This window comes from Nocardia sp. NPDC052316 (assembly GCF_044547795.1).
Classification (GTDB): Bacteria; Actinomycetota; Actinomycetes; order Mycobacteriales; family Mycobacteriaceae; genus Nocardia.
This window is the reverse complement of record NZ_JBIUBB010000001.1, coordinates 637,908-661,987: the sequence shown is the minus strand read 5'-3', so window position 1 is coordinate 661,987 and position 24,080 is coordinate 637,908. Positions and strand designations below refer to the sequence as shown.

At 68.4% G+C, this 24,080-nt stretch carries 27 protein-coding genes; 12 read left to right on the top strand and 15 right to left on the bottom strand.

Translation table 11 applies throughout. The features are described 5' to 3' along the window. The first annotated feature begins 101 nt into the window (after positions 1 to 101). The 8 genes from ACIHA7_RS02995 (at position 102) to ACIHA7_RS02960 (ending at position 9,109) form a co-directional block, all read left to right on the top strand. Positions 102 to 911, top strand: a complete 810-nt coding sequence (locus tag ACIHA7_RS02995; protein WP_397284960.1) for a TIGR00730 family Rossman fold protein — start codon at positions 102 to 104, stop codon at positions 909 to 911. Then, a complete protein-coding gene (locus ACIHA7_RS02990; RefSeq protein WP_397284957.1) occupies positions 905 to 1,474 on the top strand; it encodes a TIGR00730 family Rossman fold protein in 570 nt (189 codons plus the stop codon). The genes ACIHA7_RS02995 and ACIHA7_RS02990 overlap by 7 nt, the downstream gene beginning before the upstream one ends. 15 nt (positions 1,475 to 1,489) lie before the next feature. After that, entirely contained in the window at positions 1,490 to 3,247 is a 1,758-nt protein-coding gene (locus tag ACIHA7_RS02985) for a long-chain-acyl-CoA synthetase (RefSeq protein ID WP_397284955.1), read from the top strand. 47 nt (positions 3,248 to 3,294) lie between these two features. Beyond that, positions 3,295 to 4,179, top strand: a complete 885-nt coding sequence (folP, locus tag ACIHA7_RS02980; RefSeq protein WP_397284953.1) for a dihydropteroate synthase — start codon at positions 3,295 to 3,297, stop codon at positions 4,177 to 4,179. Then, positions 4,176 to 5,114 (top strand): glucosyl-3-phosphoglycerate synthase, encoded by a 939-nt coding sequence (locus ACIHA7_RS02975; RefSeq protein WP_397284951.1) that lies wholly within the window; start codon positions 4,176 to 4,178, stop codon positions 5,112 to 5,114. The genes folP and ACIHA7_RS02975 overlap by 4 nt, the downstream gene beginning before the upstream one ends. 280 nt (positions 5,115 to 5,394) lie before the next feature. Beyond that, on the top strand, positions 5,395 to 5,862 hold the full coding sequence (locus tag ACIHA7_RS02970; protein ID WP_397286468.1) for a (2Fe-2S)-binding protein: 468 nt from the start codon (positions 5,395 to 5,397) through the stop codon (positions 5,860 to 5,862). After that, a complete protein-coding gene (locus ACIHA7_RS02965) occupies positions 5,859 to 6,869 on the top strand; it encodes an FAD binding domain-containing protein (RefSeq protein ID WP_397284948.1) in 1,011 nt (336 codons plus the stop codon). The genes ACIHA7_RS02970 and ACIHA7_RS02965 overlap by 4 nt, the downstream gene beginning before the upstream one ends. After that, positions 6,866 to 9,109, top strand: coding sequence for a xanthine dehydrogenase family protein molybdopterin-binding subunit (locus ACIHA7_RS02960; protein ID WP_397284946.1), 2,244 nt, complete (start codon positions 6,866 to 6,868; stop codon positions 9,107 to 9,109). Before ACIHA7_RS02965 ends, ACIHA7_RS02960 begins: the two co-directional genes overlap by 4 nt. Before the next feature lie 340 nt (positions 9,110 to 9,449). Here ACIHA7_RS02960 and ACIHA7_RS02955 read toward each other — a convergent pair whose 3' ends face one another. From ACIHA7_RS02955 to sigE, 8 genes are all read right to left on the bottom strand, one after another. After that, a complete protein-coding gene (locus ACIHA7_RS02955) occupies positions 9,450 to 10,526 on the bottom strand; it encodes an XdhC family protein (RefSeq protein ID WP_397284944.1) in 1,077 nt (358 codons plus the stop codon). Positions 10,527 to 10,616: 90 nt separating this feature from the next. Next, the gene (locus ACIHA7_RS02950; RefSeq protein WP_397284942.1) at positions 10,617 to 10,838 is read right to left on the bottom strand and encodes a hypothetical protein; all 222 of its coding nucleotides are present in this window, start codon (positions 10,836 to 10,838) and stop codon (positions 10,617 to 10,619) included. Between the two features lie 22 nt (positions 10,839 to 10,860). Further along, complete coding sequence (locus ACIHA7_RS02945; protein ID WP_397284940.1) at positions 10,861 to 11,433, bottom strand: hypothetical protein; 573 nt, start codon at positions 11,431 to 11,433, stop codon at positions 10,861 to 10,863. Between the two features lie 149 nt (positions 11,434 to 11,582). Beyond that, the gene (locus ACIHA7_RS02940; RefSeq protein WP_135233149.1) at positions 11,583 to 12,440 is read right to left on the bottom strand and encodes a hypothetical protein; all 858 of its coding nucleotides are present in this window, start codon (positions 12,438 to 12,440) and stop codon (positions 11,583 to 11,585) included. A 153-nt stretch (positions 12,441 to 12,593) separates the two neighbouring features. Beyond that, positions 12,594 to 13,010 (bottom strand): Sec-independent protein translocase protein TatB, encoded by a 417-nt coding sequence (gene tatB / locus ACIHA7_RS02935; RefSeq protein WP_397284938.1) that lies wholly within the window; start codon positions 13,008 to 13,010, stop codon positions 12,594 to 12,596. A 33-nt stretch (positions 13,011 to 13,043) separates the two neighbouring features. Next, positions 13,044 to 14,555 (bottom strand): S1C family serine protease, encoded by a 1,512-nt coding sequence (locus tag ACIHA7_RS02930; protein ID WP_397284936.1) that lies wholly within the window; start codon positions 14,553 to 14,555, stop codon positions 13,044 to 13,046. A gap of 10 nt (positions 14,556 to 14,565) precedes the next feature. Beyond that, complete coding sequence (locus tag ACIHA7_RS02925) at positions 14,566 to 14,955, bottom strand: zf-HC2 domain-containing protein (protein WP_397284934.1); 390 nt, start codon at positions 14,953 to 14,955, stop codon at positions 14,566 to 14,568. Positions 14,956 to 15,018: 63 nt separating this feature from the next. Further along, complete coding sequence (sigE, locus tag ACIHA7_RS02920; RefSeq protein ID WP_397284931.1) at positions 15,019 to 15,675, bottom strand: RNA polymerase sigma factor SigE; 657 nt, start codon at positions 15,673 to 15,675, stop codon at positions 15,019 to 15,021. Between the two features lie 296 nt (positions 15,676 to 15,971). Here sigE and ACIHA7_RS02915 point away from each other — a divergent pair, with 296 nt between their 5' ends. From ACIHA7_RS02915 to ACIHA7_RS02905, 3 genes are all read left to right on the top strand, one after another. After that, on the top strand, positions 15,972 to 16,604 hold the full coding sequence (locus tag ACIHA7_RS02915) for an O-methyltransferase (protein WP_397284929.1): 633 nt from the start codon (positions 15,972 to 15,974) through the stop codon (positions 16,602 to 16,604). A gap of 108 nt (positions 16,605 to 16,712) precedes the next feature. Beyond that, positions 16,713 to 16,940: a hypothetical protein gene (locus tag ACIHA7_RS02910; protein WP_397284927.1), complete on the top strand. Its 228-nt coding sequence runs from the start codon at positions 16,713 to 16,715 to the stop codon at positions 16,938 to 16,940. Positions 16,941 to 17,325: 385 nt separating this feature from the next. Beyond that, a complete protein-coding gene (locus ACIHA7_RS02905; RefSeq protein WP_397284925.1) occupies positions 17,326 to 17,541 on the top strand; it encodes a hypothetical protein in 216 nt (71 codons plus the stop codon). Here ACIHA7_RS02905 and ACIHA7_RS02900 read toward each other — a convergent pair. From ACIHA7_RS02900 to glgC, 3 genes are read right to left on the bottom strand one after another with little or no spacing between them, the layout of a single operon-like run. Then, a complete protein-coding gene (locus tag ACIHA7_RS02900) occupies positions 17,522 to 18,691 on the bottom strand; it encodes an MAB_1171c family putative transporter (RefSeq protein ID WP_397284923.1) in 1,170 nt (389 codons plus the stop codon). The genes ACIHA7_RS02905 and ACIHA7_RS02900 overlap by 20 nt on opposite strands. Positions 18,692 to 18,710: 19 nt before the next feature. Continuing rightward, on the bottom strand, positions 18,711 to 19,211 hold the full coding sequence (locus ACIHA7_RS02895; RefSeq protein ID WP_397284921.1) for a hypothetical protein: 501 nt from the start codon (positions 19,209 to 19,211) through the stop codon (positions 18,711 to 18,713). 44 nt (positions 19,212 to 19,255) lie between these two features. Then, on the bottom strand, positions 19,256 to 20,470 hold the full coding sequence (gene glgC, locus ACIHA7_RS02890; RefSeq protein WP_107659100.1) for a glucose-1-phosphate adenylyltransferase: 1,215 nt from the start codon (positions 20,468 to 20,470) through the stop codon (positions 19,256 to 19,258). 138 nt (positions 20,471 to 20,608) lie between these two features. Here glgC and glgA point away from each other — a divergent pair, with 138 nt between their 5' ends. Further along, complete coding sequence (gene glgA, locus ACIHA7_RS02885; RefSeq protein ID WP_397286465.1) at positions 20,609 to 21,766, top strand: glycogen synthase; 1,158 nt, start codon at positions 20,609 to 20,611, stop codon at positions 21,764 to 21,766. 209 nt (positions 21,767 to 21,975) lie between these two features. Here the strand turns inward: glgA and ACIHA7_RS02880 are convergent, their stop codons facing one another. The 4 genes from ACIHA7_RS02880 to ACIHA7_RS02865 all read right to left on the bottom strand — a co-directional run bounded on the left by ACIHA7_RS02880 (position 21,976) and on the right by ACIHA7_RS02865 (position 24,051). Beyond that, positions 21,976 to 22,827, bottom strand: coding sequence for a putative RNA methyltransferase (locus tag ACIHA7_RS02880; protein WP_397284918.1), 852 nt, complete (start codon positions 22,825 to 22,827; stop codon positions 21,976 to 21,978). Further along, the gene (locus tag ACIHA7_RS02875; RefSeq protein WP_011211259.1) at positions 22,814 to 22,981 is read right to left on the bottom strand and encodes a DUF3117 domain-containing protein; all 168 of its coding nucleotides are present in this window, start codon (positions 22,979 to 22,981) and stop codon (positions 22,814 to 22,816) included. Before ACIHA7_RS02875 ends, ACIHA7_RS02880 begins: the two co-directional genes overlap by 14 nt. A 141-nt stretch (positions 22,982 to 23,122) precedes the next feature. Then, a complete protein-coding gene (locus tag ACIHA7_RS02870) occupies positions 23,123 to 23,734 on the bottom strand; it encodes a DNA-3-methyladenine glycosylase I (protein ID WP_397284916.1) in 612 nt (203 codons plus the stop codon). Continuing rightward, positions 23,731 to 24,051: a DivIVA domain-containing protein gene (locus ACIHA7_RS02865; RefSeq protein WP_387714969.1), complete on the bottom strand. Its 321-nt coding sequence runs from the start codon at positions 24,049 to 24,051 to the stop codon at positions 23,731 to 23,733. The genes ACIHA7_RS02870 and ACIHA7_RS02865 overlap by 4 nt, the downstream gene beginning before the upstream one ends. Positions 24,052 to 24,080: the final 29 nt, after the last annotated feature.

The following is a 24,080-nucleotide window of genomic DNA, read 5'->3' as shown; positions in this document are numbered from 1 at the left end:
AGGTTGCGGGTCCGTCTCGCGGGTGGGTCGGGTTACTGAACGTGGGACGACTTCTCGGCTCCGGGCAGGAGAGCCGCTCGCCGCCCGGTAGCGTGAACTGCATGTCCACTGACGCCGCTGACCGCGAGGTTGCCAACAAGCCGAAGTCGACAGCCAAGTTCCGCGGGCCAGTCATGTTCCGCCGCGACCGCAAGGACGGGATCGGCACCGCCGACCGCAATCTGCTGGATCGGCGCGGCGACACCGATTGGGTGCACACCGACCCGTGGCGCGTGCTGCGCATCCAAGCCGAGTTCGTGGAGGGTTTCGGCGCGCTCGCCGAGGTGCCGCGCGCGGTCACCGTCTTCGGTTCGGCGCGCACCGGACCGGACCATCCGGAGTATCAGGCGGGCCGGGCGATCGGTGCCGCGCTGGCCAAGGCGGGCTTCGCGGTGATCACCGGCGGCGGGCCGGGCGCGATGGAGGCGGCCAACCGGGGTGCGTGCGAGGCGGGCGGTTACTCGATCGGTCTCGGCATCGAGTTGCCGTTCGAGCAGAGCCTCAACGACTGGGTCGATCTGGGCATCAACTTTCGCTACTTCTTCGTCCGCAAGACGATGTTCGTCAAGTACTCCGAGGCGTTCATTTGCCTGCCCGGCGGCTTCGGCACCCTGGACGAACTGTTCGAGGCGCTCACCCTGGTGCAGACCCGCAAGATCACCCGGTTCCCGATCATCCTGTTCGGCAGCAGATACTGGGCCGGCCTGGTCGATTGGTTGCGGGATTCGCTCGGCGGTTCCGGCAAGATCTCGCCCGGTGATCTCGACCTGATCCATGTGACCGACAGTGTCGAGGACGTCGTGCAGATCATCCTCGCCAACGCCGAGGCGAACGGCGCGGAGGATGCGCTGGGGACGGAGGATCAGTGGTGACCGAGCCGGTGCAGCCGTACTCGATCTGTGTCTACTGCTCCGCGAGCACCGCTGATCCCGACTACCTCGCGCTGGCCGCGCAGGTCGGCGCCGAGATCGCCCGGCGCGGTTGGCAATTGGTGTCCGGCGGCGGCAATGTCTCGATGATGGGCGAGGTGGCGACCGCGGCACGGGCGGGCGGCGCGAACACCGTGGGCGTCATCCCGAAGCACCTGGTGCACCGGGAGGTCGCCGATGTCGACGCCGACGAGCTGATCGTCACCGACACCATGCGCCAGCGCAAGCAGACCATGGAGGACCGCGCCGACGCTTTCCTCACGCTGCCCGGCGGCATCGGCACGCTCGAGGAGTTCTTCGAAACCTGGACCGGAGGCTATCTGGGACAGCACAATAAGCCCGTGGTGTTGTTGGACCCGAACGGCTTCTACCGAGGCCTTTTCCAGTGGCTCGACGAACTTCACGACCGTAAGTTCGTGCCCCAGCCCGCCATGGACCGCATCACGGTGGTCACCGATCTACCGTCGGCCTTCGCGGCGTTGGAGGCGCGAGCGACACCTTCCTGATGAGGAGCATGGCAAGTGAGTGACCGCGTGAGCCTGCTGGACCTGGCCAAACACCTACCCGCGATGGCGCTCGACGCGCCGGGCATGCTGCGCAACGCGACGGGCATGCTGGTGCGGCCGCACGACAAAGCCTCGGTCGGGCTTTACTTTCAGCGCACCGCACACCGGCACCCGGATCGCCTGTTCCTGCGCTTCGAGGGCACCACCTACACCTACCGTGCGGCCAATGCCGCGGCGAACCGCTACGCGTCCGTGCTCGCCGCGCGCGGCGTCGGGCGCGGCGACGTGGTCGGTGTCCTGATGACCAACCGGCCCGAAACCCTGTTCGTGGTGCTGGCTTCGGTGAAACTCGGCGCCACGGTCGGCCTGCTCAACCACAATCAGCGCGACCAGGTGCTCGCGCACAGCTTCGGGCTGCTGAACAGCGTGGTCAACGTGATCGGCGAGGAATGCAAGGAGGCGCTGGACTCGCTGGCCGAGCCGCTCGCGAATGCGTTGTCCGCCAACGACTTGCAGGTCGCCGCAGAGACGGCCGACGCTACCGATCCGCCGGTGTGCGCGCAGATCACCGCCGAGGAGCGGGCTTTCCTCATCTTCACCTCGGGCACAACGGGTCTGCCGAAGGCCAGCGTGATGACGCACCTGCGCTGGACCAAGAGTATGGCGGGCCTCGGCGGACTCGGAATTCGCTTGCACGGCAACGACACCCTGTACTGCTGCCTGCCGCTGTACCACAACAACGCGCTGACCGTCGCGCTGTCGGCGGTGGTGTGCGCGGGCGGCACCTTGGCGCTCGGCAGGCAGTTCTCGGTGACGCGCTTCTGGGACGAGGTGATCCGCGAGCAGGCCACGGCCTTCATCTACATCGGTGAGCTGTGCCGGTATCTGCTGAACCAGCCCGCCAAGCCGACCGATCGGCAGCACCGGGTCCGGCTCGCGGTCGGCAACGGGCTGCGCCCGGAACTCTGGGACGAGTTCAAGCAGCGGTTCGGCATCAACCGGATCGTCGAGTTCTACAGCGCCAGCGAGGCGAACGTCGCCTTCATCAACGCGTTCAGCGTGGACCGCACCGCGGGCTTCGGGCCGCTGCCGTACGCGGTGGTCGAGTACGACGAAGAGACCGGAAAAGCCAAGCGCGACAACAACGGTCGGCTGCGCAAGGTCCGCACCGGCCGAGTCGGGCTCTTGCTGTCCAAGGTGACCGACCGCTCGCCGTTCGACGGCTACACCGACAAGGAAGCCTCCGAGGCGAAGCTGCTGCGCGACGGTTTCCAGGAGGGCGACGTCTGGTTCGACACCGGCGATCTGGTCCGTGACCAGGGCTGGCACCACATCGCGTTCGTGGACCGGCTCGGTGACACCTTCCGCTGGAAGGGGGAGAACGTCGCGACCACCGAGGTCGAGGGCGCGCTGACCCGATCCGACGCGCTCGCCGAGGCGGTCGTCTACGGCGTAGATGTGCCGGGCACCGACGGTAAGGCGGGCATGGCCGCGGTGACGTTGAGCCCGGACGCGGAGTTCGACGGCAAGGCGATCGCCGAGCTGGCCTACCGGCAGCTACCCGGCTACGCCGTCCCGCTGTTCATCCGCGTGGTCGACGAACTGGAGCAGACCTCCACCTTCAAGAGCCGCAAGGTCGAGCTGCGCAAGCAGGGCTACGCCGCCGACGGTGACGGCACCCTGTACGTCCTGGCGGGCCGCGCCGACGGCTACGTCCCCGCCTACGACGACTACGCCGAGGACGTGGCCGCAGGCCGCGCCCCGAAGAACTGAGCCTGCTGGCGCGGTACCGCTCGCACACCGGTCGGTACAGTCAGGGGATGTTCAGCACCACCGCAACGCCGCTTCCTACGCTGTGCGGCAAGCCGGTGGCGACCGATCGGGCGCTGGTGATGGCGATCGTGAATCGCACGCCCGATTCGTTCTACGACAAAGGCGCCACCTTCACCGACGCGGCGGCCATGGACGCGGTGGCCCGCGCGGTGGACGAGGGCGCGGATCTGGTCGATATCGGCGGGGTGAAGGCCGGCCCCGGCTCGCTGGTCGACGCCGCCGAGGAAGCGCGGCGGGTGATCCCGTTCGTCGCGGCCATTCGCGCGAAATACCCCGAGCTATTGATCAGCATCGACACCTGGCGGGCCGAGGTGGCGCTGGCGGCGGTGCGGGCGGGCGCCGACCTGATCAACGACACCTGGTCCGGCGCCGACCCGGATCTGGTGCGAGTGGCCGCCGACCAGGGCGTCGGGATCGTGTGCAGCCATACCGGCGGTGCGGTGCCGCGTACCCGTCCGCATCGGGTTCGCTACGCCGATATCGTGGCCGAAGTCACCGAGACCGTGGTGCGGGCGGCGGAAAACGCGGCCGCCGCCGGCGTGCGCGAGGATTCGATTCTGATCGATCCGACCCATGATTTCGGCAAGAACACTTATCACGGACTCGAGTTGTTGCGCGGAGTGGACGTTCTTGTAAATACCGGGTGGCCAGTCCTGATGGCACTCAGCAACAAGGATTTCATCGGGGAGACTCTAGGTGTCGATCTTTCCGAACGGCTGGAGGGCACATTGGCAGCAACAGCATGGTCGGCCGCCGCGGGCGCCAGAGTCTTCCGCGTCCACGAAGTCGCCGCGACCCGGCGGGTGGTGGACATGATCGCCGCGATCCAAGGCATCCGGCCCCCAGCACGCACCCTGCGAGGTTTGGTATGAAATTCCACCACCGCGAGCCCCACTGGGCGACGACGAATACCTGGGACACCCCCGACTGGACCGTCGACGAACTCGTCGCCGCCAAGGCGGGCCGCACCGTTTCGGTGGTGCTGCCGGCCCTGAACGAGGAAGACACCGTCGCCGACGTGGTGGCCAGCATCATGCCGCTGCTCGGCACCCTGGTCGACGAGCTGGTCGTGCTCGATTCCGGCTCGACCGACGCCACCGCCGAGCGGGCCGCCGCCGCGGGCGCCGAGGTGATCACCCGCGAGCAGGCGGTACCCGAACTGGACCCGGTGCCGGGCAAGGGCGAGGTGCTGTGGCGTTCACTGGCCGTCACCAGCGGCGATCTGATCGCCTTCGTCGATTCCGACCTGATCGACCCCGACCCCGCGTTCGTGCCGAAACTGCTCGGCCCGCTGCTCACCGTCGACGACATGCACCTGGTCAAGGCCTACTACCGCAGGCCGCTGCGGCAGGGTGGTGCGGTGGACGCGCACGGCGGCGGCCGGGTCACCGAGCTCGTCGCCCGCCCGCTGCTCGCCGCGTTGCGCCCCGAACTCTCGCAGGTACTGCAGCCGCTCGGCGGCGAATACGCGGGCAGTCGCGAGCTGCTCACCTCGGTGCCGTTCGCGCCGGGCTACGGCGTGGAGATCGGCTTGCTGCTCGACACCTACGACCAGCTCGGCCTGTCCGCGATCGGGCAGGTGAACCTGGGGGTGCGCACGCACCGCAACCGGCCGCTGGCCGATCTCGGCGTGATGAGCAGGCAGATCCTCGGCACCGTGCTCGGCCGCAGCGGCGTGCAGGACTCCGGGGCCGCGCTCACCCAGTTCCCGCTGATCGGCGACGCCTTCACCGCGCACAGCACCGAGGTGTCGCTGGCCGATCGGCCGCCGATGAATACGCTGCGCCCCGCGTGGGTAGCGGCCTGAGCACAGCCTGAGCAATGAACCCGGGCGCCGTCGGCGCTCGGGTTCACTGCCTTTTCGTCCAAACACCTGCGCTGACAACGGATGCGATTTGCGCATTCACACTTTTGCCCAGCGCGTTAGCTGATCGGACGCTAGGGTGGGGATGGTCTTACGTTCGCTTTCTGTATTTCACGGTGTTGCGCCCATCGCACGCTCATGAGCAGGAGATACGTCAATGACTATCGGTGAGCTACCCAAGCAGGACACGCGGCAACCAGAATTTGCCGGTCCCGATTACACGCTGGCGACATTGCGGGTGAACGGCCACGTTTTCCCGGTGGCTCTGGAACCGAGAGTCAGCCTGCTCGACGCCTTACGCGAATATCTCCGGCTCACCGGCACCAAGAAGGGGTGTGATCAGGGGGCCTGCGGGGCGTGCACGGTGTGGGTCGACGGCAAGCGCCAATTGTCGTGCCTCACCTTGGCATTGAGCGTGGAGGGGCGCGAGGTCACCACCATCGAGGGCGTCGCGGAAGGGGAGGAACTGCACCCGGTGCAGCGTGCGTTCATCAGCTGCGACGGCTTCCAATGCGGATACTGCACGCCGGGACAGATCATGTCGGCGATCAAATGCATCGAAGAGGGCCACACCGGTAGCGACGCGGAGATCGCCGAATGGATGAGCGGCAACATCTGCCGCTGCGCGGCCTATCAGAACATCAGGGACGCGATAAAGAGCGCAGAGACCGAGCTGGGGGAGACCGAATGAAGCCCATCGCCTTCGCTCGCGCCGAGACGGTCGACCAGGCGCTCGCCGCCGTGACCGCCCGCCCGAACACCGTATTTCTCGCCGGCGGCACCACTTTGGTGGACATGCTGCGGATCGGCGCGATGGAACCGGACAACGTCGTCGACATCAACCGGTTGCCGCTCACCGATCTGGAGCACCGCGAGGACGGCGGCCTGCGCATCGGCGCGATGGTCCGGATGAGCGAGGTCGCCGCCGATCCCGGCGTCGTCGAACGCTTTCCGTTCCTGTCCATCGCGCTGGCGAAGGGCGCTTCCGCGCAGATCCGCAACATGGCCTCGATGGGCGGCAATCTGATGCAGCGGGTGCGCTGCCCGCAGTTCCGCGATATCGCCTACGCCTGCAACAAACGCGACCCCGGCAGCGGGTGCGGCGCGCAGGAGGGGCTGCACCGCGGCAATGCCGTATTAGGCACCAGCGAGCACTGTTTCGCCATGCACCCCTCCGATATGGCCGTCCCGCTGACCGCCCTCGACGCCGTCGTACAGGTGCAGGGACCGCGCGGCACCCGCGCCATCGCCTTCGACGACTTCTTCCTCCTGCCCGGCGACACACCGCATCTCGAGCATCCGATCACCGCCGACGAGCTGATCGTCCGAATCGACGTGCCACCCTTGCCTTTCGCGCGGAACTCGCACTATCTGAAGGTGCGCGACCGCGAATCCTATGAGTTCGCCGCCGCTTCCGCGGCCGTGGCACTCGAGCTGACCGACGGCGTGGTGCGCGACGCCCGCATCGGTCTCGGTGGCGTGGCGACCAAGCCGTGGCGGGCCAAGATGGCCGAGACGCTGCTGATCGGCAAGCCCGCCACCAAGGAGACCTTCGCCGCCGCGGCGGCCACCGAGCTCGCGGCCGCCGACGGCAGCCACGAGATGAACCGGTTCAAAATCGAACTGGCACAGCGCACCATGGTGCGCACGCTGGAGACGGTCACCGCGCAGATCGCGCGGCGGGGAGGCCGGAAATGAGCGCGCCCACCGCCCCGAAGCTCGTCGGCCAGGGCCTGGATCGGATCGACGGGCACGCCAAGGTCACCGGCGCCGCACGGTATACCGCCGAGATCCCGATGCCGAACGCCGCCTACGGCGTGCTCGTCGGCGCGGAGATCGGCAGCGGCACAGTGACATCCATCGACGTCAGCCAGGCCTTGCGCGCCGGCGCGGTGGCGGTGCTCACCCACGAGAACCTGCCGAGGGTCCCGTCGGTGCCGCTGATGCCGTCCCTGTTCGGCCAACCCGCACCGGGACAGACCTTCTTTCCCATGCAGGACACCACGATCCACTACTTCGGCCAGCCGATCGCCGTCGTGGTCGCGGACACCTTCGAGGTCGCTCAGCAGGCGGCCAGGCTGGTCGAGGCCACCTACGACGCGAAGCCCGCACTGGTGCGGCTGGACGACGGACGCGACGAGCAATACCTGCCGGACAGCATCTTCGCGGGCATGGTCCCCGCGTCGCAGTCGCGCGGTGACTTCGCGAGCGCGAGCGCGGCCGCCGCGCACACCGTCGACGCGACCTTCCGGTTCGCCGCCAACCACCACAATCCGATCGAATGCTCGGTCACCGCCGCGATGTGGAACGGGGACTCGGTCACCGTCTACGACGCCACCCAGGGCATCGCGGCCAGCCAGCTGACCATCGCGGCCCACCTCGGCATCTCGCCGAGCAAGGTGCGCGTGGTCGCCGACTATGTCGGCGGCGGGTTCGGCGCCAAAGCCATGATGTGGCCGCACGTCACGCTCGCCCCGCTGATTGCGCGCGAGCTGGGCAGGCCGATCCGGGTGATCCTGAACCGCGAGCAGATGTTCTACGGCACCGGATTACGGGAAGAGCAGGAGCAGCGCGTCACCCTGGTCTGCGACGCCGTGGGCCGGTTCACCGGCCTGCGGCACCACAAGCTCTCCGTCACTTCGCATTTCGACGACTGGGCCGAGCCGTCGCTGGAGGCGGCGGGCAAGGCGTACGGAATCCCGCACTGGGAGGGGCAGTATCGGCTGATCAAGGGCAACACGATGACGCCGACCTTCATGCGCGGGCCGGGCGAGGCGTCCGGCATGATCGCGCTGGAATGCGCCATCGACGAACTCGCCGAACAGCTCGGTGTCGACCCGGTGGAACTGCGGCTGCGTAACCACGCCGCCGTCGACCCGGAGAGCGGAAACCCGTGGAGCTCGGACGGTTACCTCGACTGCCTGCGGCTGGCCGCCGAGCGCTTCGGTTGGGACGGCCGTGACCGGACCCCCGGATCACACACCGACGGCAACTGGCTGATCGGCTGGGGCGTCGGCACCGCGGGTTACCCGGTCTACGAACCGGGCCAACCGCAGCGCGCGCACGCACGACTGCGTTCGGACGGCTCGCTGGTCGTGCAGACCGGCACCCAGGAGTTCGGCACCGGCGTCGCGACCGCCATGTCCCAGGTCGCCTGCGACGCGATGGGTATGCCGTTCGATCGCATCCGCTTCGAGATCGGCAACACCGACTACCCGAACATCGCGGCCACCGTCGGCTCGATCGGCGCGAGCGCGGTCAGCGCCGCGGTGCACACCACCTGCACTCAGCTGCTCGCCCAGCTCATCGAGATCGCGGTCGCCGACATCGACTCGCCGCTGCGCGGCCGCACGCCCGATGAGATCGAAGGCGTCGCGGGCGTGCTGCGGCTGATCGACGACCCGTCGGTGTGCGATCTCTACGCGGAAGTGCTGGAGCGCAACCATCTTTCGGATATCGAGACCACCGGAAGCTGGCGGCCCGACACCACCCCGTCGGGCTACGCGAAGATGAGCTTCGGCGCTCAGTTCGCGGAGGTCGCGGTGGATCCCGAGCTCGGCCTCATCCGGGTCCGCCGGATGGTCGGCGCGTTCGCTCCCGGCCGGGTGCTCAACGCGAAGCTGGCGCGCAGCCAGGTGCTCGGCGGCATGAACTGGGGCCTGTCCCAAGCGCTGATGGAGGCGAGCCTGCCCGATCCGAGGGACGGTCGCTGGGCCAACGCGTCACTGCTGGAATACCTGCTGCCGGTCAACGCCGACGCCCCCGAGGTCGACATCTCCTTCGTGCCGGTCGATGACGCGGTGGTGAACCCGTTGGGCGTCAAGGGCATCGGCGAACTCGGCATGATCGGTGCCGCCGCCGCCATCGTCAACGCCGTGCACCACGCCACCGGCCAGAGCATCCGCGACATACCCCTGCGCATCGAACACTTGCTCTGAACTACCCTGCACCACCTCTCGGGATCCGCACGCCTCCGGGCGCGCGCGCATGCGGTGCGGATCCCGAGAAAGGGTGCAGCCTGGGGTTGCGCTCTGTTGGGTCGGCTCCGCCCGGGACGGCCGCAAGTGGTGCGGATCCCCAGAAAAGGGTGCAGCCTGGGTTGCGCTCTGTTGGGTCGGCACCGTCTCGGGGTGGCCGCAAGTGGTGCAGATCCCGAGAGCGGGAGCAACTTTGGGGCCGCACTCTCTGTCGAGGGCCGCACCGCCTCCGGGCGCCCTCATGCGGTGCGGATCCAGAGACGGGGTGCGCCTGTGACTGGGTGCGGGGCGTCGACCACGGTCAGCGGTGGATGGGGCCGTCGGTGCGATCCAGGGGGCGGGCCGAGGCGTTGCCGCGGTCGGCGAGGATCTGGGCGGCGATGGAGATGGCGGTCTCGTCGGGGGTGCGGGCGTTGAGGTCGAGGCCGAGTGGGCTTTTCAGGCGGGCCAGGCTGCTTTCGGTGACGCCCGCGGCGCGTAGTCGGTCGGTTCGCTCGGCGTGGGTGCGGCGGGAGCCGAGGGCACCGACGAACCCGATGTCCTCGATGCTCAGGGCCGCCACGATGGTCGGCACGTCGAACTTGGTCTCGTGGGTGAGCACGCAGACCACGGTGCGCCCGTCGACGCGCCCCGCCTCGTGTTCGGTGCGCAGGTACCGGTGCGGCCAGTCCACCACGACCTCGTGCGCGGACGGGAACCGGGCCGCGGTGGCGAAGGTTTCGCGGGCATCGACGACGGTGACCCGGTAGCCGAGTTGGCGGCCGGTGCGGCTGAGGGCGCGCACGAAATCATTGGCACCGGCCAGGATCATCCGCGCGGGGGTGGCGAAGACCTGCACGAAGACCCGCGGTCGCGGCGAGGCGTCGGCCTCGCATTCGTCGGCACCGACCACGCCGCTGTGGCCCGCGGCGAGCAGCGCGTGGATGTCGCGATCGACGCCGTGCCACGGCTCGGTCGAGCCGGTATGCGACAACCTCCACTCCGCCGTGGTGTCCAGCCGGGTGGCCAGTGCGACCGGGCTGCCATCGGTGATCCGCCGGTGTAACTCCGCCAGCATCGAGAGGTGGTCCGACCCTATCTGTTCGACGAAGACCTCGATCTCGCCGCCACAGGTCAATCCGACCGCGATACCGTCACCGTCGGCATAACCGAACCGGTCGGTCACCGCGTGGCCGGTGGCCAGCACCTGACGCGCCGTCTCGACGACCGCGGCCTCGATACAACCGCCCGACAGTGAGCCGACGACCTCCCCGGCGGCGGTGACGATCATCGCGGCCCCCGTTTCGCGCGGCCCGGGACCGGTCGTGTCCACCACCCGAGCCAAGGCCACCGGACCCCGCCCGGCGAGAGCAATCAACTGCTCGAGCATTGCGCGCATCAGCACGGATCCTCTCTCGAGCCGGCCCGCCGGAGTAGACCGGCTACCTCGAGCCTAGCTACTCGAAAGCTATTCGTCCGTGTGCGCGAGTCAGGACTCCCGTTGCTGCCCGCTCGCGTGCTCCATCTCCGGCGCGACCAGGCGTTCGGCCGTCTCGTCGGTCGCCGGAGCGTCCTCCTCGGCGAGTCGCCGTTGCAGCGCGGCGACGGTCAGGTGCCCCGGTGCCGCGGCGGGCCTGCGCAGCATGGTGACGATCAGGATGAGCAGGCCGAGCGCCAGGAGGGCGCCGCCTGCGATGGCGAGCGGATTCATCACTGCCTCCTCGGGACGCGCATCATTCGGTCGTTTCGCGCAGTGCGAGACCGGGTGGGACCGTGCCGGTGCGGAAGTAATCCGCGAAGATCTCGGCCGCGTCCTCGGCCGTGAAGACCTCGTCCTGGTAGATCCACGGTGCGGGCATGCTCTCCGGGACCTGCACGCAGATGCCGGGCTCGCCGTCGCGGCTGCCTGCCCGGCCGACGACACACCGGCGCGCCGCGCCATCGACGCGCGTGTGCATCTCGAGGATCAACGCGTCGGCCGAGCCGGTGCAGCGCAGATAGTTCTGGCCGGGTGCGGAGCTGATCGCGGGGGTGATGTCGGCCGGGCGCATCGGCGCGGGCAGGCGGGTCAGCTGAACGGAGAAGCGGTGGTGGCCGTCCAGCCTGCGCAGCGGGCGCAGGAAGTTGTCGATGCTCTCACCGGTGCCGATGAACAACTTCAGCCGGTCGCTGTAGGTGACCCGGTGGGTCGTGACGATCGGCTCGGCCGCGTCGACGGCGGCGGTCGGTGTCGGCTCCGCAGGCTGCCGTCGCGCCGTCCGGACCGTGCGCGCGGAACTGGCCGCCGTCGAAAGTTCAACACTCATCAGAGCTCACCTATCACGCATAGTTATCTTCTAGCTATTCAAGCATCGCACCGTGATTCATCTAAGGGAAGACCTGAGTGACCTGGGACACAATTCGGTCACGGTTGTCATCGGCCACCCCGCCGCGCCTGCGCGACCAGCAGCGGAGATCAGCGACGGATACCCGGTGCGGGCAACCGGGTTTCGGGATCGTGGCGATAGACCGGGGTGAGCAACTCGGCTTCCAGCGGTTCGCCGGTCGCCCGGTCGAACCGGCAGGCGACCAGCACCGAGAACAGATGGGTGCTCGCTCGTTCGTGCAGGGTGGCCAGCCGGGTAGCGAGCAAACGGATGGCACCGAGCGAACCCGGCGGGTGCATGCCGTCGATCATGAGCACGCTGCCGCGCCCGTCGGGACGGGGCAGTCGCGCCAGGTAGGCGATGTCGTGCGGGTCGGGTCCGCCCGGCCGATACACCCGTCGCGCGGCCCGGTCCTCGATGCCGCGCCTGGCGTCGCCCGCCCTGGCCACCGCGCGCCGCAGCCGCGGATCGGCCGCGATCAGCTGCCGCACGCTGGGCGAGAGCTCCGGCCCGCCGAGCACGATGAGACCGTCCCGGTTCAGGTCGACCGGTCTACCCGGTAGGAAGTGTTCGATCGATGCGGTGAAGCCCAGCTCGCGTAGTAGCTCGACGAGCCGATGCGGCGCCGCGGGATCCGGTGCGCCGATCACTCGGCCCGCCCGCACCTCCGGCACCAGCACCGTGAGCGTCCCGTGCCCGAAGAACAAGCCCTCCGGTGCGGGACCCTGGGTACTCACCTGATGGATTCGAGCGCGGGAAAGCCCGGCTGCCGCACCGATTCTGGCGAATGTCCAGCCCTCGGCGTGGAGCTCCCTGATCACCGCACGGCGGATCCTGGTGAGCTCGTTGATGGTCTGCTGGGCCGCAGCCACACCATCGGTGGCCGCCTTCAATCGCTCGACCTTGTCCTCGATCGCGAAAACGCGCGCCACGTCATCGGCCGACATGTGGGAAGTCTAGACAGCTGGACAGGCCAAAGTGTCTAGTTCGGTTGACACTGCGGCCTTCTCGTGACGCGTTCGTGCCGACATTTGTCGGAGAAATGGCAGTCCCGGCGGCGTCGCCCAGGCGGGTTATGTCGGTCCGCCAGGCGGGTGAACTCAGGTGGCGTCGGTGTCGATGGGGGGACGTTCGTTGCGCTCCAACGGCTTTTCCAGCTTGGGCATCGGATAGTCCGGCATGCCGCTGTTCGTGCCGTAGATGTCCTTATTGTCCGGCAGTGCGTCCTCCATATTGCGGAAGATCGAATCGTCGCCATTGAGAAGATGTTTGGTCACCATCGAGCGTGGGCTCATGCCGCGCAGCTCGTTCAGGTCGGCCAGCGGCTTGCGCAGGTCCTCGAACTCCGGGCCGAGCTCGTCCCTGAGCTGCGAGGTCGCGCCGCTGGCGTAGTCGCGTACTTGGCGCAGGCTGCGCGTGGTCCAGCGAACCGCGCCGGGCAGTCGCTCCGGTCCGAGGATCACGAGGGCGGCGACGAGCAGGATCATCATCTCGCTCCAGCCGATGTTGCTGAACACCTAATCAGGCTACCCGGCCATTCGACCAGCGGCTCAGTCGGATTCCAGGGTGGCCGTCACGTCCACTCGCCTGCCATCGCGGATCAACTGCACGTTCACCGTGTCGCCGATCTTGTGCATCTGCACCGCGACGACGAGCTCGTCGCGCGAGGTCACTTCCCGATCGCCGACCTTGACGATCACATCGCCCTCGACGATGCCCGCCTTGGCCGCGGGACTGCCCGGCGTGACATCGGCGACCCTGGCGCCGGAGATGACCTCGTTGGCCACGTTCTTGGTCTGCGCGCTCACGCCGAGCTGCGCGTGATGGATGGCGCCGTCGCGGATCAGCGTCTGCGCCACGCTGGTCACCCGGTCGACCGGGATGGCGAAGCCGAGGCCGACCGAGCCGCCGGACTCGCTGCGGATCGCGGTGTTGATGCCGATCAGCCTGCCCTCCATGTCGACGAGCGCGCCACCGGAGTTGCCCGGGTTGATCGAGGCGTCGGTCTGCACCGCGTCGATCACGGCCTTGGTGTCGCTGCCCTCGCCCTCCAGGTTCACGGGGCGGTGCAGCGCGCTGACGATGCCGGAGGTGACCGTCTCGCTCAGCCCGAGCGGCGAACCGATGGCCAGCACCTCGTCGCCGACCTGGACGTCGTCGGATTTGCCGAGCTTGGCGACGGTGAGGTTCTTGACGTCGACCTTGAGCACGGCCAGGTCGGTCTTCGGGTCGCGCCCGACGATGTTGGCAGGCACCTTGGTGCCGTCGGCGAACTGGACCTGGATGGTGGCCCGGTTGGACTTGTCCTGGGCGGCCATCGAGACCACGTGATTGTTCGTCGCGAGGTAGCCCTGGCCGTCGAGCACCACGCCGGAGCCGGTCGCGCCGTTGTCGCCGACGGTGACCCGGATGGACACCACCGACGGCAGCACCGCGTTGGCGACCTTGGCGATCTGGCTGTGCGGCTGCTCGCCGCCGTCGTCGCTCTGCTTCAGCGTCACATTGCGCGAGGTGAGGCTGGAGGCCTGCTCGGCGGTCAGCCTGCCGACCAGGCCGCCGAGCACGCCGACGGCGAGGGCGACGAGCGCGAGCAGCGCGAGGGCCTTGGGGGCGACGCGGGAACCGAACAGGACCTCGCGAGCGCTGAGGCGGTGGGCCTGCGGCAGCGGCTCGGCCTTGGGGGTCGGCACCGCGGGGGCGCCGAGCCTGGCGGCGGAGGTCGGGTCACGCCACGGATCGACCGGACCGGCCACCGGTGTGCTGGTATCGGCCACGTCGGGGTCGCGCTGCAAGAGTTCGGTGGAACCCTCCGGGCGACCGAACGCCTCGGCGAGCACGGCGTCCGGCGGGCGGTTCTGGGCGTCCTGGCCCGCCGTCGGGCCGGCGCCGCGGGGCAGCGGCTCGGCGAACGAGCCGGACAGGCCCGCGGGCCTGCGGAAGGCACGGGCGGTGTGCTTGTCGACATGGGGTCGATAGACCGGGCGCGGCCCGAGGACGGGCGCGTCCGGCGGCCGCAGGTTGCCCCTGTTGGCGCCTATGGTTCCCTCGCTACGCTCAGTCACTCGGGAAACTCTACTTGCGCCACCACGTGGTCCACCGAGTCGCGGCGAACGAATCGGTCAGAAAGCCGAAAACCGCCTCGTTGCGCGGAGTCCCGTGGGTACTCGAGGTCTGGCTGGACGCGCCGCCGGGCAGATCGGCGAGCGGAATTCGGGTCAGGCTGTCGTGCAGGCCGTGCGGAATCGAGATCGGGCCGGACTGGCGCAGCGCGATGCGCGCCTGCTGCTGTGCGTCGACCTCGGCCGCGCATTCCGGGCACTGAGAAAGATGTTGGGCGGCACGCAGATAGGCGTTCATCCGCAACTCGCCGTCCACATAGGCCGCGACCGCTTCGCTGGCCAGATGCTCGGTGGGACGGAATCGAGGCGGACGACGACCGGGCGTGCTGGAGTCGCCACTCATTCGGTGCTCACCCTTCCAACCGACATCATCCGATCCGTAGGGTGATGCCGGCTTTCGTCCAGCTCACCCGAGGCTTGCTTCAGCAGCGAGCCGCTGCTCACTTCCATTATGCGCAAGGTAGTCGCGCAGTGCCTGTCGCCCGCGATGAATCCGGCTGCGCACGGTGCCGAGCTTCACGCCGAGCGTAGCGCCGATCTCCTCGTAGGAGAGTCCTTCGATGTCACACAGCACGACCGCGGCGCGGAACTCGGGGGCGAGCGAATCCAGCGCCCGCTGCAGATCCGGGTCGAGGCGGGCATCGTGATAGGCCTGCTCCGGGTCGGGACCCTCGGACGGGACCCGGTCGTAGTCCTCGGGCAGCGCCTCCATCCGGATGCGGTTGCGGCGCCGGACCATGTCCAGGAACAGGTTCGTGGTGATGCGGTGCAACCAGCCTTCGAAGGTGCCGGGCTGGTAGTTGGACAGCGAACGGAACACGCGGATGAAGGTCTCCTGGGTGAGATCCTCGGCATCCTGTGCGTCGCCGGAGAGACGGTAGGCCAGACGGTAGACCCGGTCGGCATGCTCGCGAACCAGGTCGTCCCAGGACGGCATGGCCGCCCGGTCGCCGGTGGCATCGAAAGCAGCGGTACCGGTGAGATCGACGGCCTCCTCGGCGTCGGACTCGATCGGCAGGATCTGCTCGGGCAGGGTGGCGTGCTCACGCGCCGCATCGACCATGTGGATGGGGCTACCTCCTACTAGGGACCGTAAACTCGGAACTCGGCTCGGTTCCGAAATCTCTTTCGGAGGTGGAACCGTTACGTTCGGATACAACCGACAACCTGTGTGCCGTTGTTCCCGCGTCCCGTGTCGAAGGTCGACTGGTCTTGCGTTGCCCCTACTCTTTCCTGTCCTGATATGGCCTGGATATGGAGATGCTGAGGGACACCTGAGAAAACTGGCGGCGAGATTGCCCGGCGGGGCAGGAGTTCGGAACGCGCGGATACCAGCTGCCCAGCATTAACCTCATACCCGTGGCATCGAATTTGGAGCGAAATCTCGCCTACGTGGAGGAATCCGTCGTGGAAGACGAGATCCTCGTCAGCGCGCGTGAACGGGCCACCGAGCTCGGTGCGGTGCCGGTACCGCCGTCGGTGGGGGCATTGCTGAGCATGTACGCGCAGCTGCTCGACGCCAAAGCGGTGGTCGAAGTGGGTACCGGCGCGGGCATCAGCGGGCTGTGGCTGCTCGACGGCATGCGCGAGGACGGCACGCTGACCACCATCGACTCCGAGCCGGAGCATCAGCGCGCTGCCAAGGAGGCTTTCCGCGCGGCCGAAATTCCGCCGGCGCGCACCCGGCTGATCAACGGCCGCGCGCTCGATGTGCTGCCGCGCCTCGCCGACGGCGCCTACGACCTGGTGTTCATCGACGCCGCGCCGCTCGAGCATCCGCAATACGTCACCCAGGCGGTGCGGCTGCTGCGCGCGGGCGGGGCGATTCTGCTGCACAACGCGTTACTCGGCGGCCGGGTACCCGATGCGGCGCAGCGGGATCCGGCGACCCAGGCGGTGCGCGCGGCCACCCGCGCGATCGCCGAGGACCCCGAACTCACCAGCGTGCTGATCCCGGTCGGCGACGGTTTGCTCTGCGCCTCGCGCGGTTAGTCGCGCCGCGCATTCGGTGCCCATGGTGGATATCCATGTGTGACATGGGATTCCTTTGCCTCGCTCCGGGTACCCGATGAGCAGCCAATGGCGGCGGAGGTATAGCAAATGCGTGGATACGAACTGTTCGAAATCGGTCACGTCGGCCATGTCGTCGTAGAACAACGATCGAGTTGGTTGCGGCCCACGCTGTTCTTCTTCGGTCTGGTCATTGTCCTCGCGATCGTGGTGATGATCGTGGTGAGTAACACCGATTTCGATACCGGCCCCGCGAAACTCACCCCTACCCCCGGCCCCTGCGAACCGTTCTGTACGGCACCGCCGGCACCCAGGTAGATAATCCACCGCACCCGCACACCGGCAGGTGATGCGCGTTTTCGCGCTGCCCGCCGCGCGGGCGAATTCCCTTGCCGCACTGGGCATTGCACGCTCCGATCGGTGACGGATCATGGACTGCGAACGCTCGCAACGGATGTACGATGGCCGGTTGCCCTTCGAGAGGTCGCGTTCGGAACGCCGGGAATCGGTACCGAAGGCGCGCGGAGGTCGACCGGATCGCCGGTGACCGACCCCGGAGGGGTGGGCCGGTCACCGGCGCTGTCCTCGGCCGAGTCGCCGAATACAGCAACGGCGCGGCGACTCGAGGCGCATGCTGCTGGAGAGCACGTCCGTACCGAAGAGGTAGTGCCCGCTCGACGCCTGCGGAAGAGGTGTGACCCGAGTGATCTACTACATCTTGAACAACAGCGGTGACCAAGGGCGTCCGCCGATCCACTGGGGCGGGGCGATGATCGCGTTCGCCCTCGTCCTGGTCGGCGCGGTGCTGGTGGTCTACCTGGTCAGCACCGCCGATTTCGGGCAGCCCGCCACCTCGACGGTGCCACGCACGCCTGGCCCCTGCGCCCCGTTCTGTCCGGCTACGCCTGGGCCACGCTGATCGTCGCCGCGCCGACCAGCGCGCGAGCGCGGGACCACTGCGCGGCGATCGCGGCGAGCTGCGCGGCCTCCTCCGCCAGATTGTCGCCGGCACAGTGCGGCAGGGAGACAGCCCCCGTCGGCTCATCGCCACGGGCCTTGGCGGCACAGGCGCGCACGAGACGCACCGCGAGGTCCAAGGCCTCCCGTTCCGAGGTGGTGCCGGCGCAGGCGGTGATGGCGGCGCGTAGCTCCGGCGGCGTCGCGGTGGCGTACCTGGCCAGGATGAGCACACTGTCGCGGATCTCGATGACGGTGCGGTGCAGGAAGTATCGGCTGCGGTGCGCGGCGACCGGCGTCGCGGTGCGATGCACGATCTCGGGGCAGGCCTCGGTCAGGTCGAACCACAGCGGCAGCAACCGTTTCCGGCGCCGCGACCAGGCGTCGAGCCCGATCGTGTCGATGAGCCAAGCCGCCACCGGTACCGCGCCCATCACCAGGAACGGCAACGCCTGGAAGAACACCGCGTTGTTGTCGATGACGAGCTGCGCACGGGTCAGCCGGTTCTCGTGCCCCAGCGCGCGCAGGCCCGTGCTGACGAAGGTCAGGCTGAACATCAGGAAAACGGTGCAGCCCGCACCGAGGACCGTGGCGTGCAGTGCGCGTTCGCGGCGAGCGTGCTGGGTGCGCATCTCGGCGAGGCACACCCGGCCGAAGTGGAAGACCATCCAGTAGGACAGCGGCGCCAAGGCCAGCCAGAAGCCGAATTGGCCCCAGCCCGGCTGCTCGTACATGGTGAACGGGCTCGGCCCCTGTGCGGGCCCGCTGAAGAGCAGCCCTACCGCGCAGGACGCGCCCGCGAGCCCGTAGACGAGGGCGGCCGACTGCGCCCGACCCAGCATCGCGGCCGCAACCAACAGGCTCGCCGCGGTGCTGAACATGAACCCGATAGCACCGAACTGGTAGATCAACCCGATACTCAACCGTCCGCCGGTGAGCGCGCTGAGCTCGCCGCGCAGCGTCGGTTCGTGCGTCGTGAGGATCGCGGTCACCGTCATGAGCAACATGTTGAATCGGCGTTCCACCAGCGTGGTGCGGAAGCGCAACAGGCGGATCGTCAGCAACAGCCAGGAGGCCACCGTGATCGGCAGTGTCACGGCGGTCGGCAGCATCAGCGCGTATCCACGTTCCCTAGCGGCGGAAGATTGCCCGGCCCAGCGCCGAACCCGAACGGGGAACGTCGGTTTCGGACATCACCAGGGAAGCGAACAGCTCCGCCTGGCTTTCGAGAACGTCATCGTAGTCGGTCCGTGCCAGCACACGAAGGACAACGTCGGTGTCCACTTCGACGAACAACTGCTGCAGTGTGCGCAACCGCGACGAGGGGGACACATAGCCCGCGTGGTCCAGCAGCAGGTGCGCAATCTCGTGCAGCACAATGTGATCGGTGTGGTAGCCGGAGCTCGCCGCGTCATAGGCGACGAGGAAGCTGTCCGGTCGTTCGATGACCACCCCGCACGGAAATCCCCGTGCGGTCAGGTCCGGTTGCGGGAACAGCGTGATCGGCTTGCCGAGCAGCGTCGCGACATGATCGACGAAGGCTTGCAGGTGCCACGGTCGCGGTACGTCGAGCGAGGCGGCCAGCGTGCGGACCGGTTCCAGCGCGGGGTCGGACGGCGCGCGCCTGAACATGACACCATCTTCCGGGCCGAAAGGCCTTGCTGTCCAATGTTTCGCTACACCCAGACACCCTTGCCGACGGTGACGACGCCACCGTTGCTGATCGCGAAGCGCTCCCGGTCGCGCTCCAGGTCGACCCCGATGATCTCGCCCTCGCCGACCACCACGTTCTTGTCCAGGATGGCCCGGCGCACCACCGCGCCGCGGCCGATGCGCACACCCGGCATCAGCACGCTGCCCTCGACGGTCGCACCGTCGTCGATCACCACATTGGAGCTGAGCACCGAGTTGCGCACCGTGGCGGCCGACAGGATGCTGCCCGCGCCGACGATGGACTCCTGCGCCAGGCCGCCCTGGGCGAACTTGGCGGGCGGCAGGTTCTCCGCGGCGCCGCGGATCGGCCAGTGCCGGTTGTAGAGGTTGAACACCGGGTGCACCGAGACCAGGTCCATGTGCGCGTCGTAGAAGGCGTCGATGGTGCCGACGTCGCGCCAGTAGCCGCGGTCGCGTTCGGTCGCGCCGGGTACGTCGTTGTCGGCGAAGTCGTAGACGCCTGCCTGCCCGGAGGCGACCAGTGACGGGATGATGTCGCCGCCCATGTCGTGATCGGAGTCGGAGTTGTCCGCGTCGGCCTTGATCGAATCCACCAGCACCTTGGTGGTGAAGACATAATTGCCCATTGACGCAAAAGTGACATTGGGATCATCGGGCGTGCCCGGCGGATGCGCGGGCTTCTCCAAGAACTGGGTGATCAGGCCGGACTCGTCGGAGTCGATGCAGCCGAACGCGCTGGCCTCGCTGCGCGGCACCCGAATACCCGCCACCGTGACGCCCGCGCCGGACTCGATGTGATGGTTGACCATCTGTTCCGGATCCATCCGGTACACGTGGTCGGCGCCGAAAACCACGATGTAGTCGGGGTCTTCGTCGTAGATCAGGTTCAGCGACTGCATGATCGCGTCGGCGCTGCCGGTGTACCAGCGCGGGCCGAGGCGCTGCTGCGCGGGCACCGGGGTGATGTACTCACCCCCGAAACCGGACAGGCGCCAGGTCTGCGAGATGTGCCGGTCCAGCGAGTGCGACTTGTACTGGGTGAGCACGCACAGCCGCAGAAAACCCGCGTTGACCAGGTTGCTGAGGACGAAATCGATCAGTCGATAGGCGCCGCCGAACGGCACCGCTGGTTTGGCACGATCCGCCGTGAGTGGAAAGAGTCGCTTGCCCTCGCCACCGGCGAGCACGATCCCGAGTACGTGCGGCTGGCTCCTCACACCTGCCAAACTACCGGGTAACCGGCGCGCGAGTGGCCCCAGCGGTGGTGAACGTCTACTTTGAAGCGGGTGAGTTTCGGCACGGACACCGGTCGCTCGACGGCGGATTCCGGCGCGCACGACCGTCTTCGGGTCGCGATGCTGACCCGTGAGTACCCACCCGAGGTCTACGGCGGCGCGGGCGTACACGTGACGCAGCTGACCGCCCAGCTGCGCAGGTTGTGTGAGGTCACCGTGCACTGCATGGGTGTCGCCCGCACCGACGCCGTGGTGCACCAACCCGATCCCCAGCTCTACGCCGCCAACGCGGCGGTGCAGATGATGTCCGCGCAGCTGCGCATGGCCGACGCCGCGGGACAGGTGGACGTCGTGCACTCGCACACCTGGTACACCGGCCTGGCCGGGCATCTGGCCGCCACCCTCTACGGCATCCCGCACGTACTCACCGCGCATTCGCTCGAGCCTCGGCGGCCGTGGAAGGCCGAACAGCTCGGCGGCGGCTACCGGCTCTCTTCGTGGTCGGAACGCAACGCGGTCGAGCACGCGGACGCGATCATCGCGGTGAGCGAGGGGATGCGCCACGACGTGCTCGACGCCTACCCGGCCGTCGACCCGGACCGGGTGCACGTCGTGCACAACGGCATCGACGCGGGCGTCTGGTATCCGGGCCCGGTGGCGGCGGGCGCGCGACCGGTGCTCACGGTGCTCGGCGTGCGGACCGATCGACCGATCGTCGCGTTCGTCGGACGGATCACCCGGCAGAAGGGCGTCGGGCATCTGCTCGCCGCCGCCCGCGATTTCGACCCGGACATCCAACTGGTGCTGTGTGCGGGCGCGCCGGACACCAAGGAGCTGGAGGCGGAGACGGCCGCCGCGGTCGAGGAGCTGCAGCGCAGCCGGGGCAATGTGTTCTGGGTGCGCGAGATGCTGCCTACCGAGCAGATCCGGCAGATCCTGGCCGCCGCGACGGTGTTCGTGTGCCCGTCGGTGTACGAGCCGCTCGGCATCGTGAACCTGGAGGCGATGGCGTGTGCGACCGCGGTGGTCGCCTCGGACGTCGGCGGCATCCCCGAGGTGGTCAGCGACGGCAGCACCGGTCGGCTGGTGCATTACGACCCGGCTGCGCCGCAAGCGTACGAGCAGGCGTTGGCCGCGGCGATCAACGAGGTGGCCGGTGACCCGGTACTGGCCGCGGAGTTCGGGGCGGCAGGCCGGGCGCGAGCCATCGCCGAGTTCGATTGGTCGCGGATCGCGGCACAGACCGTCGACGTGTACGACCAGGTCCGCAAACTCTGATCCGAGGTGGGTTCACCGGTTGATGGTGCGGGCGGCTGGACCATCCGGCGCGGTCCGTGCATCGATCGCGGCAGCGGGGCCAGGTCGGATACGACGGCCGCAGGCTAGGTCGGGGGGCGACGGCAGCGGGTCAGGTCGGGGGGACGACGGCAGCGGGCCAGGCCGGGAGACGACCGTAGCGGGCCAGATCTGGGGACGAGTGCGACGGGCTAGGTCGGGAGATACGTGGAGACCAGGACCGAGGCGGTGACTTCGAGCGCATCGGGGAGGGTGGCGATGCGCGGATCCTCGGTCGCCGCATGATGGGCTGACGGCCCCATGCCGACGACGTTCGCCACGTCAACTCGCGTGAGTTTCATCGGATACTCGACCAGCACGCGTTCTGCCGCGGCGAAATGCCCGGACATGGCCGCGTTTAACCTGCGGTCCTTGTCCGGATCGATCGTCACCATGCCGAGTGGGCCGATCAATTCGCGTAGGTGCCGGTTGGTGGGGGTGGCGACGACGAATCGGCCGTCCGCATCGAGCACGCGGGCGACCTCGGCCGGATTGCGCGGGGCGAACACCGACAGCACGGCGCGCAGCGTGCCGTCGCGGACGGGCAGCCCACGCCACGCGTCGGCGAGGACCGACGCCGCCCGTGGATGGGCGCGGGCACAGCGCCGGGCGGCCGGCTTGGCCACGTCCAGCGCGATCCCGGTGCTCGAGGGAGCGGCGTCGAGCGCACCGGCCAGGTAATAGCCGGTGCCCGCGCCCACCTCCAGCACTGTGCCGGACGCATGCGCGTCCGGCCCGACCGCCTGTGCTGTCGCCGCGGCGATCGGTGCGAAATGTCCCCCGCCTTGAAAGGCGGCACGCGCGTCCAACATGGCCGCGGTGTCGCCGGTCATCTTCGTCGACGCGCCGGTCAGCAGGCTGACATAGCCCTGCTTGGCGATGTCGAAACTGTGCCCGCGCGCGCACCGCAATGCCCGATCGCGCGGCTCGAGTCCGAGCGCGCATTCCGGGCAGCACAGCAGGCCGGCCACAGCTGCCAGCGCTGAAGTATCAGCTGGTGACACTCTTCAGTTCGTCGCCGAGCGCCGCGGCCTCGTCCGGCGTGAGTTCGACGACCAAACGCCCGCCACCCTCGAGTGGAACCCGCATGACGATTCCACGCCCTTCCTTGGTTGCCTCGAGGGGACCGTCCCCGGTACGGGGCTTCATGGCCGCCATCCTCTGCTCCCTCCAGATCTGCGCGATATGCTGCGCACTTTCTTGGAACTCCAGTTGTCACCAACCAGCGAGCTCGCCGGCATTTGGCGAGCTACACCTGTCCCATTCTTCCCTATCGCGGATGTGGACGGATACCTGAGTTCAAAAAGTGACCGGTCGGACTGTGTCGGACACGTCACTACCGACCCAGCAATCGGCCAGGTGATCGTCTACCATCCCCGTCGCCTGCATCAGCGCGTAGGCGGTGGTCGGCCCGACGAAGCGGAACCCGCGCCGCTTCAATTCTTTTGCCAGAGCGACGGATTCGGGCGTGCTGGCGGGCACATCGGCACCGGTTTCCGGGCGCGGTCGCGGGTCGGGGGCGAAGGACCAGAGCAATGTGTCCAGTCCGATATCGAGGTCGCGGGCAACCCGGGCGTTGCCGATCGCCGCCTCGATTTTCAGCCGGTTGCGCACGATGCCCGGGTCGGCCAGCAGCCGCGCCACATCGGCCGCGCCGAACTCGGCGACCCGCGCGATCGAGAATCCGGCAAACGCCGCCCGGAAGGCCGGCCGCTTGCGCAGGATGGTGATCCAGGACAGCCCCGACTGGAACGCCTCCAGACACAGCCGCTCGAAGAGCGCGTCGTCGCCGTGCAGCGGCTTGCCCCACTCGAAGTCGTGGTAATCGCGGTACAGCTGGCTCTCCAGCGGCCAGGCACAGCGGATGCGGCCGTCGTCCTCGGCGCGGCGCAGCGGGTCGGGCGCGCTCATTTCGACTCCGGGGTGACCGGGGTCTGCCAGCGCGCGGCCTGCGCCTCAGCGAGCTGGTGCTGTAGCTCGTCGATCCGCGCGGCGAGCCGGGCCAGCGCCCAGTCCACCTCGGACGCCTTGTAGCCGCGCACCACCTGCTGGAACCGCAGCGCCCGCACATCGGCGCCGGAGACCCCCTCGGCCGGTAGTACCGTCGCCGTCGTCCCCTCCGGCAGCGGCCCCAACTCCTCGGCCCGCCCGAAGACCGCACTGGCGAGCAGGAACAGCACCGCGGCGACGAGACCGACGATCAGCACGTAGAGCAGCAACGTGAGCATGAGACGAGCTTATTGGCTGGGTCCGACAC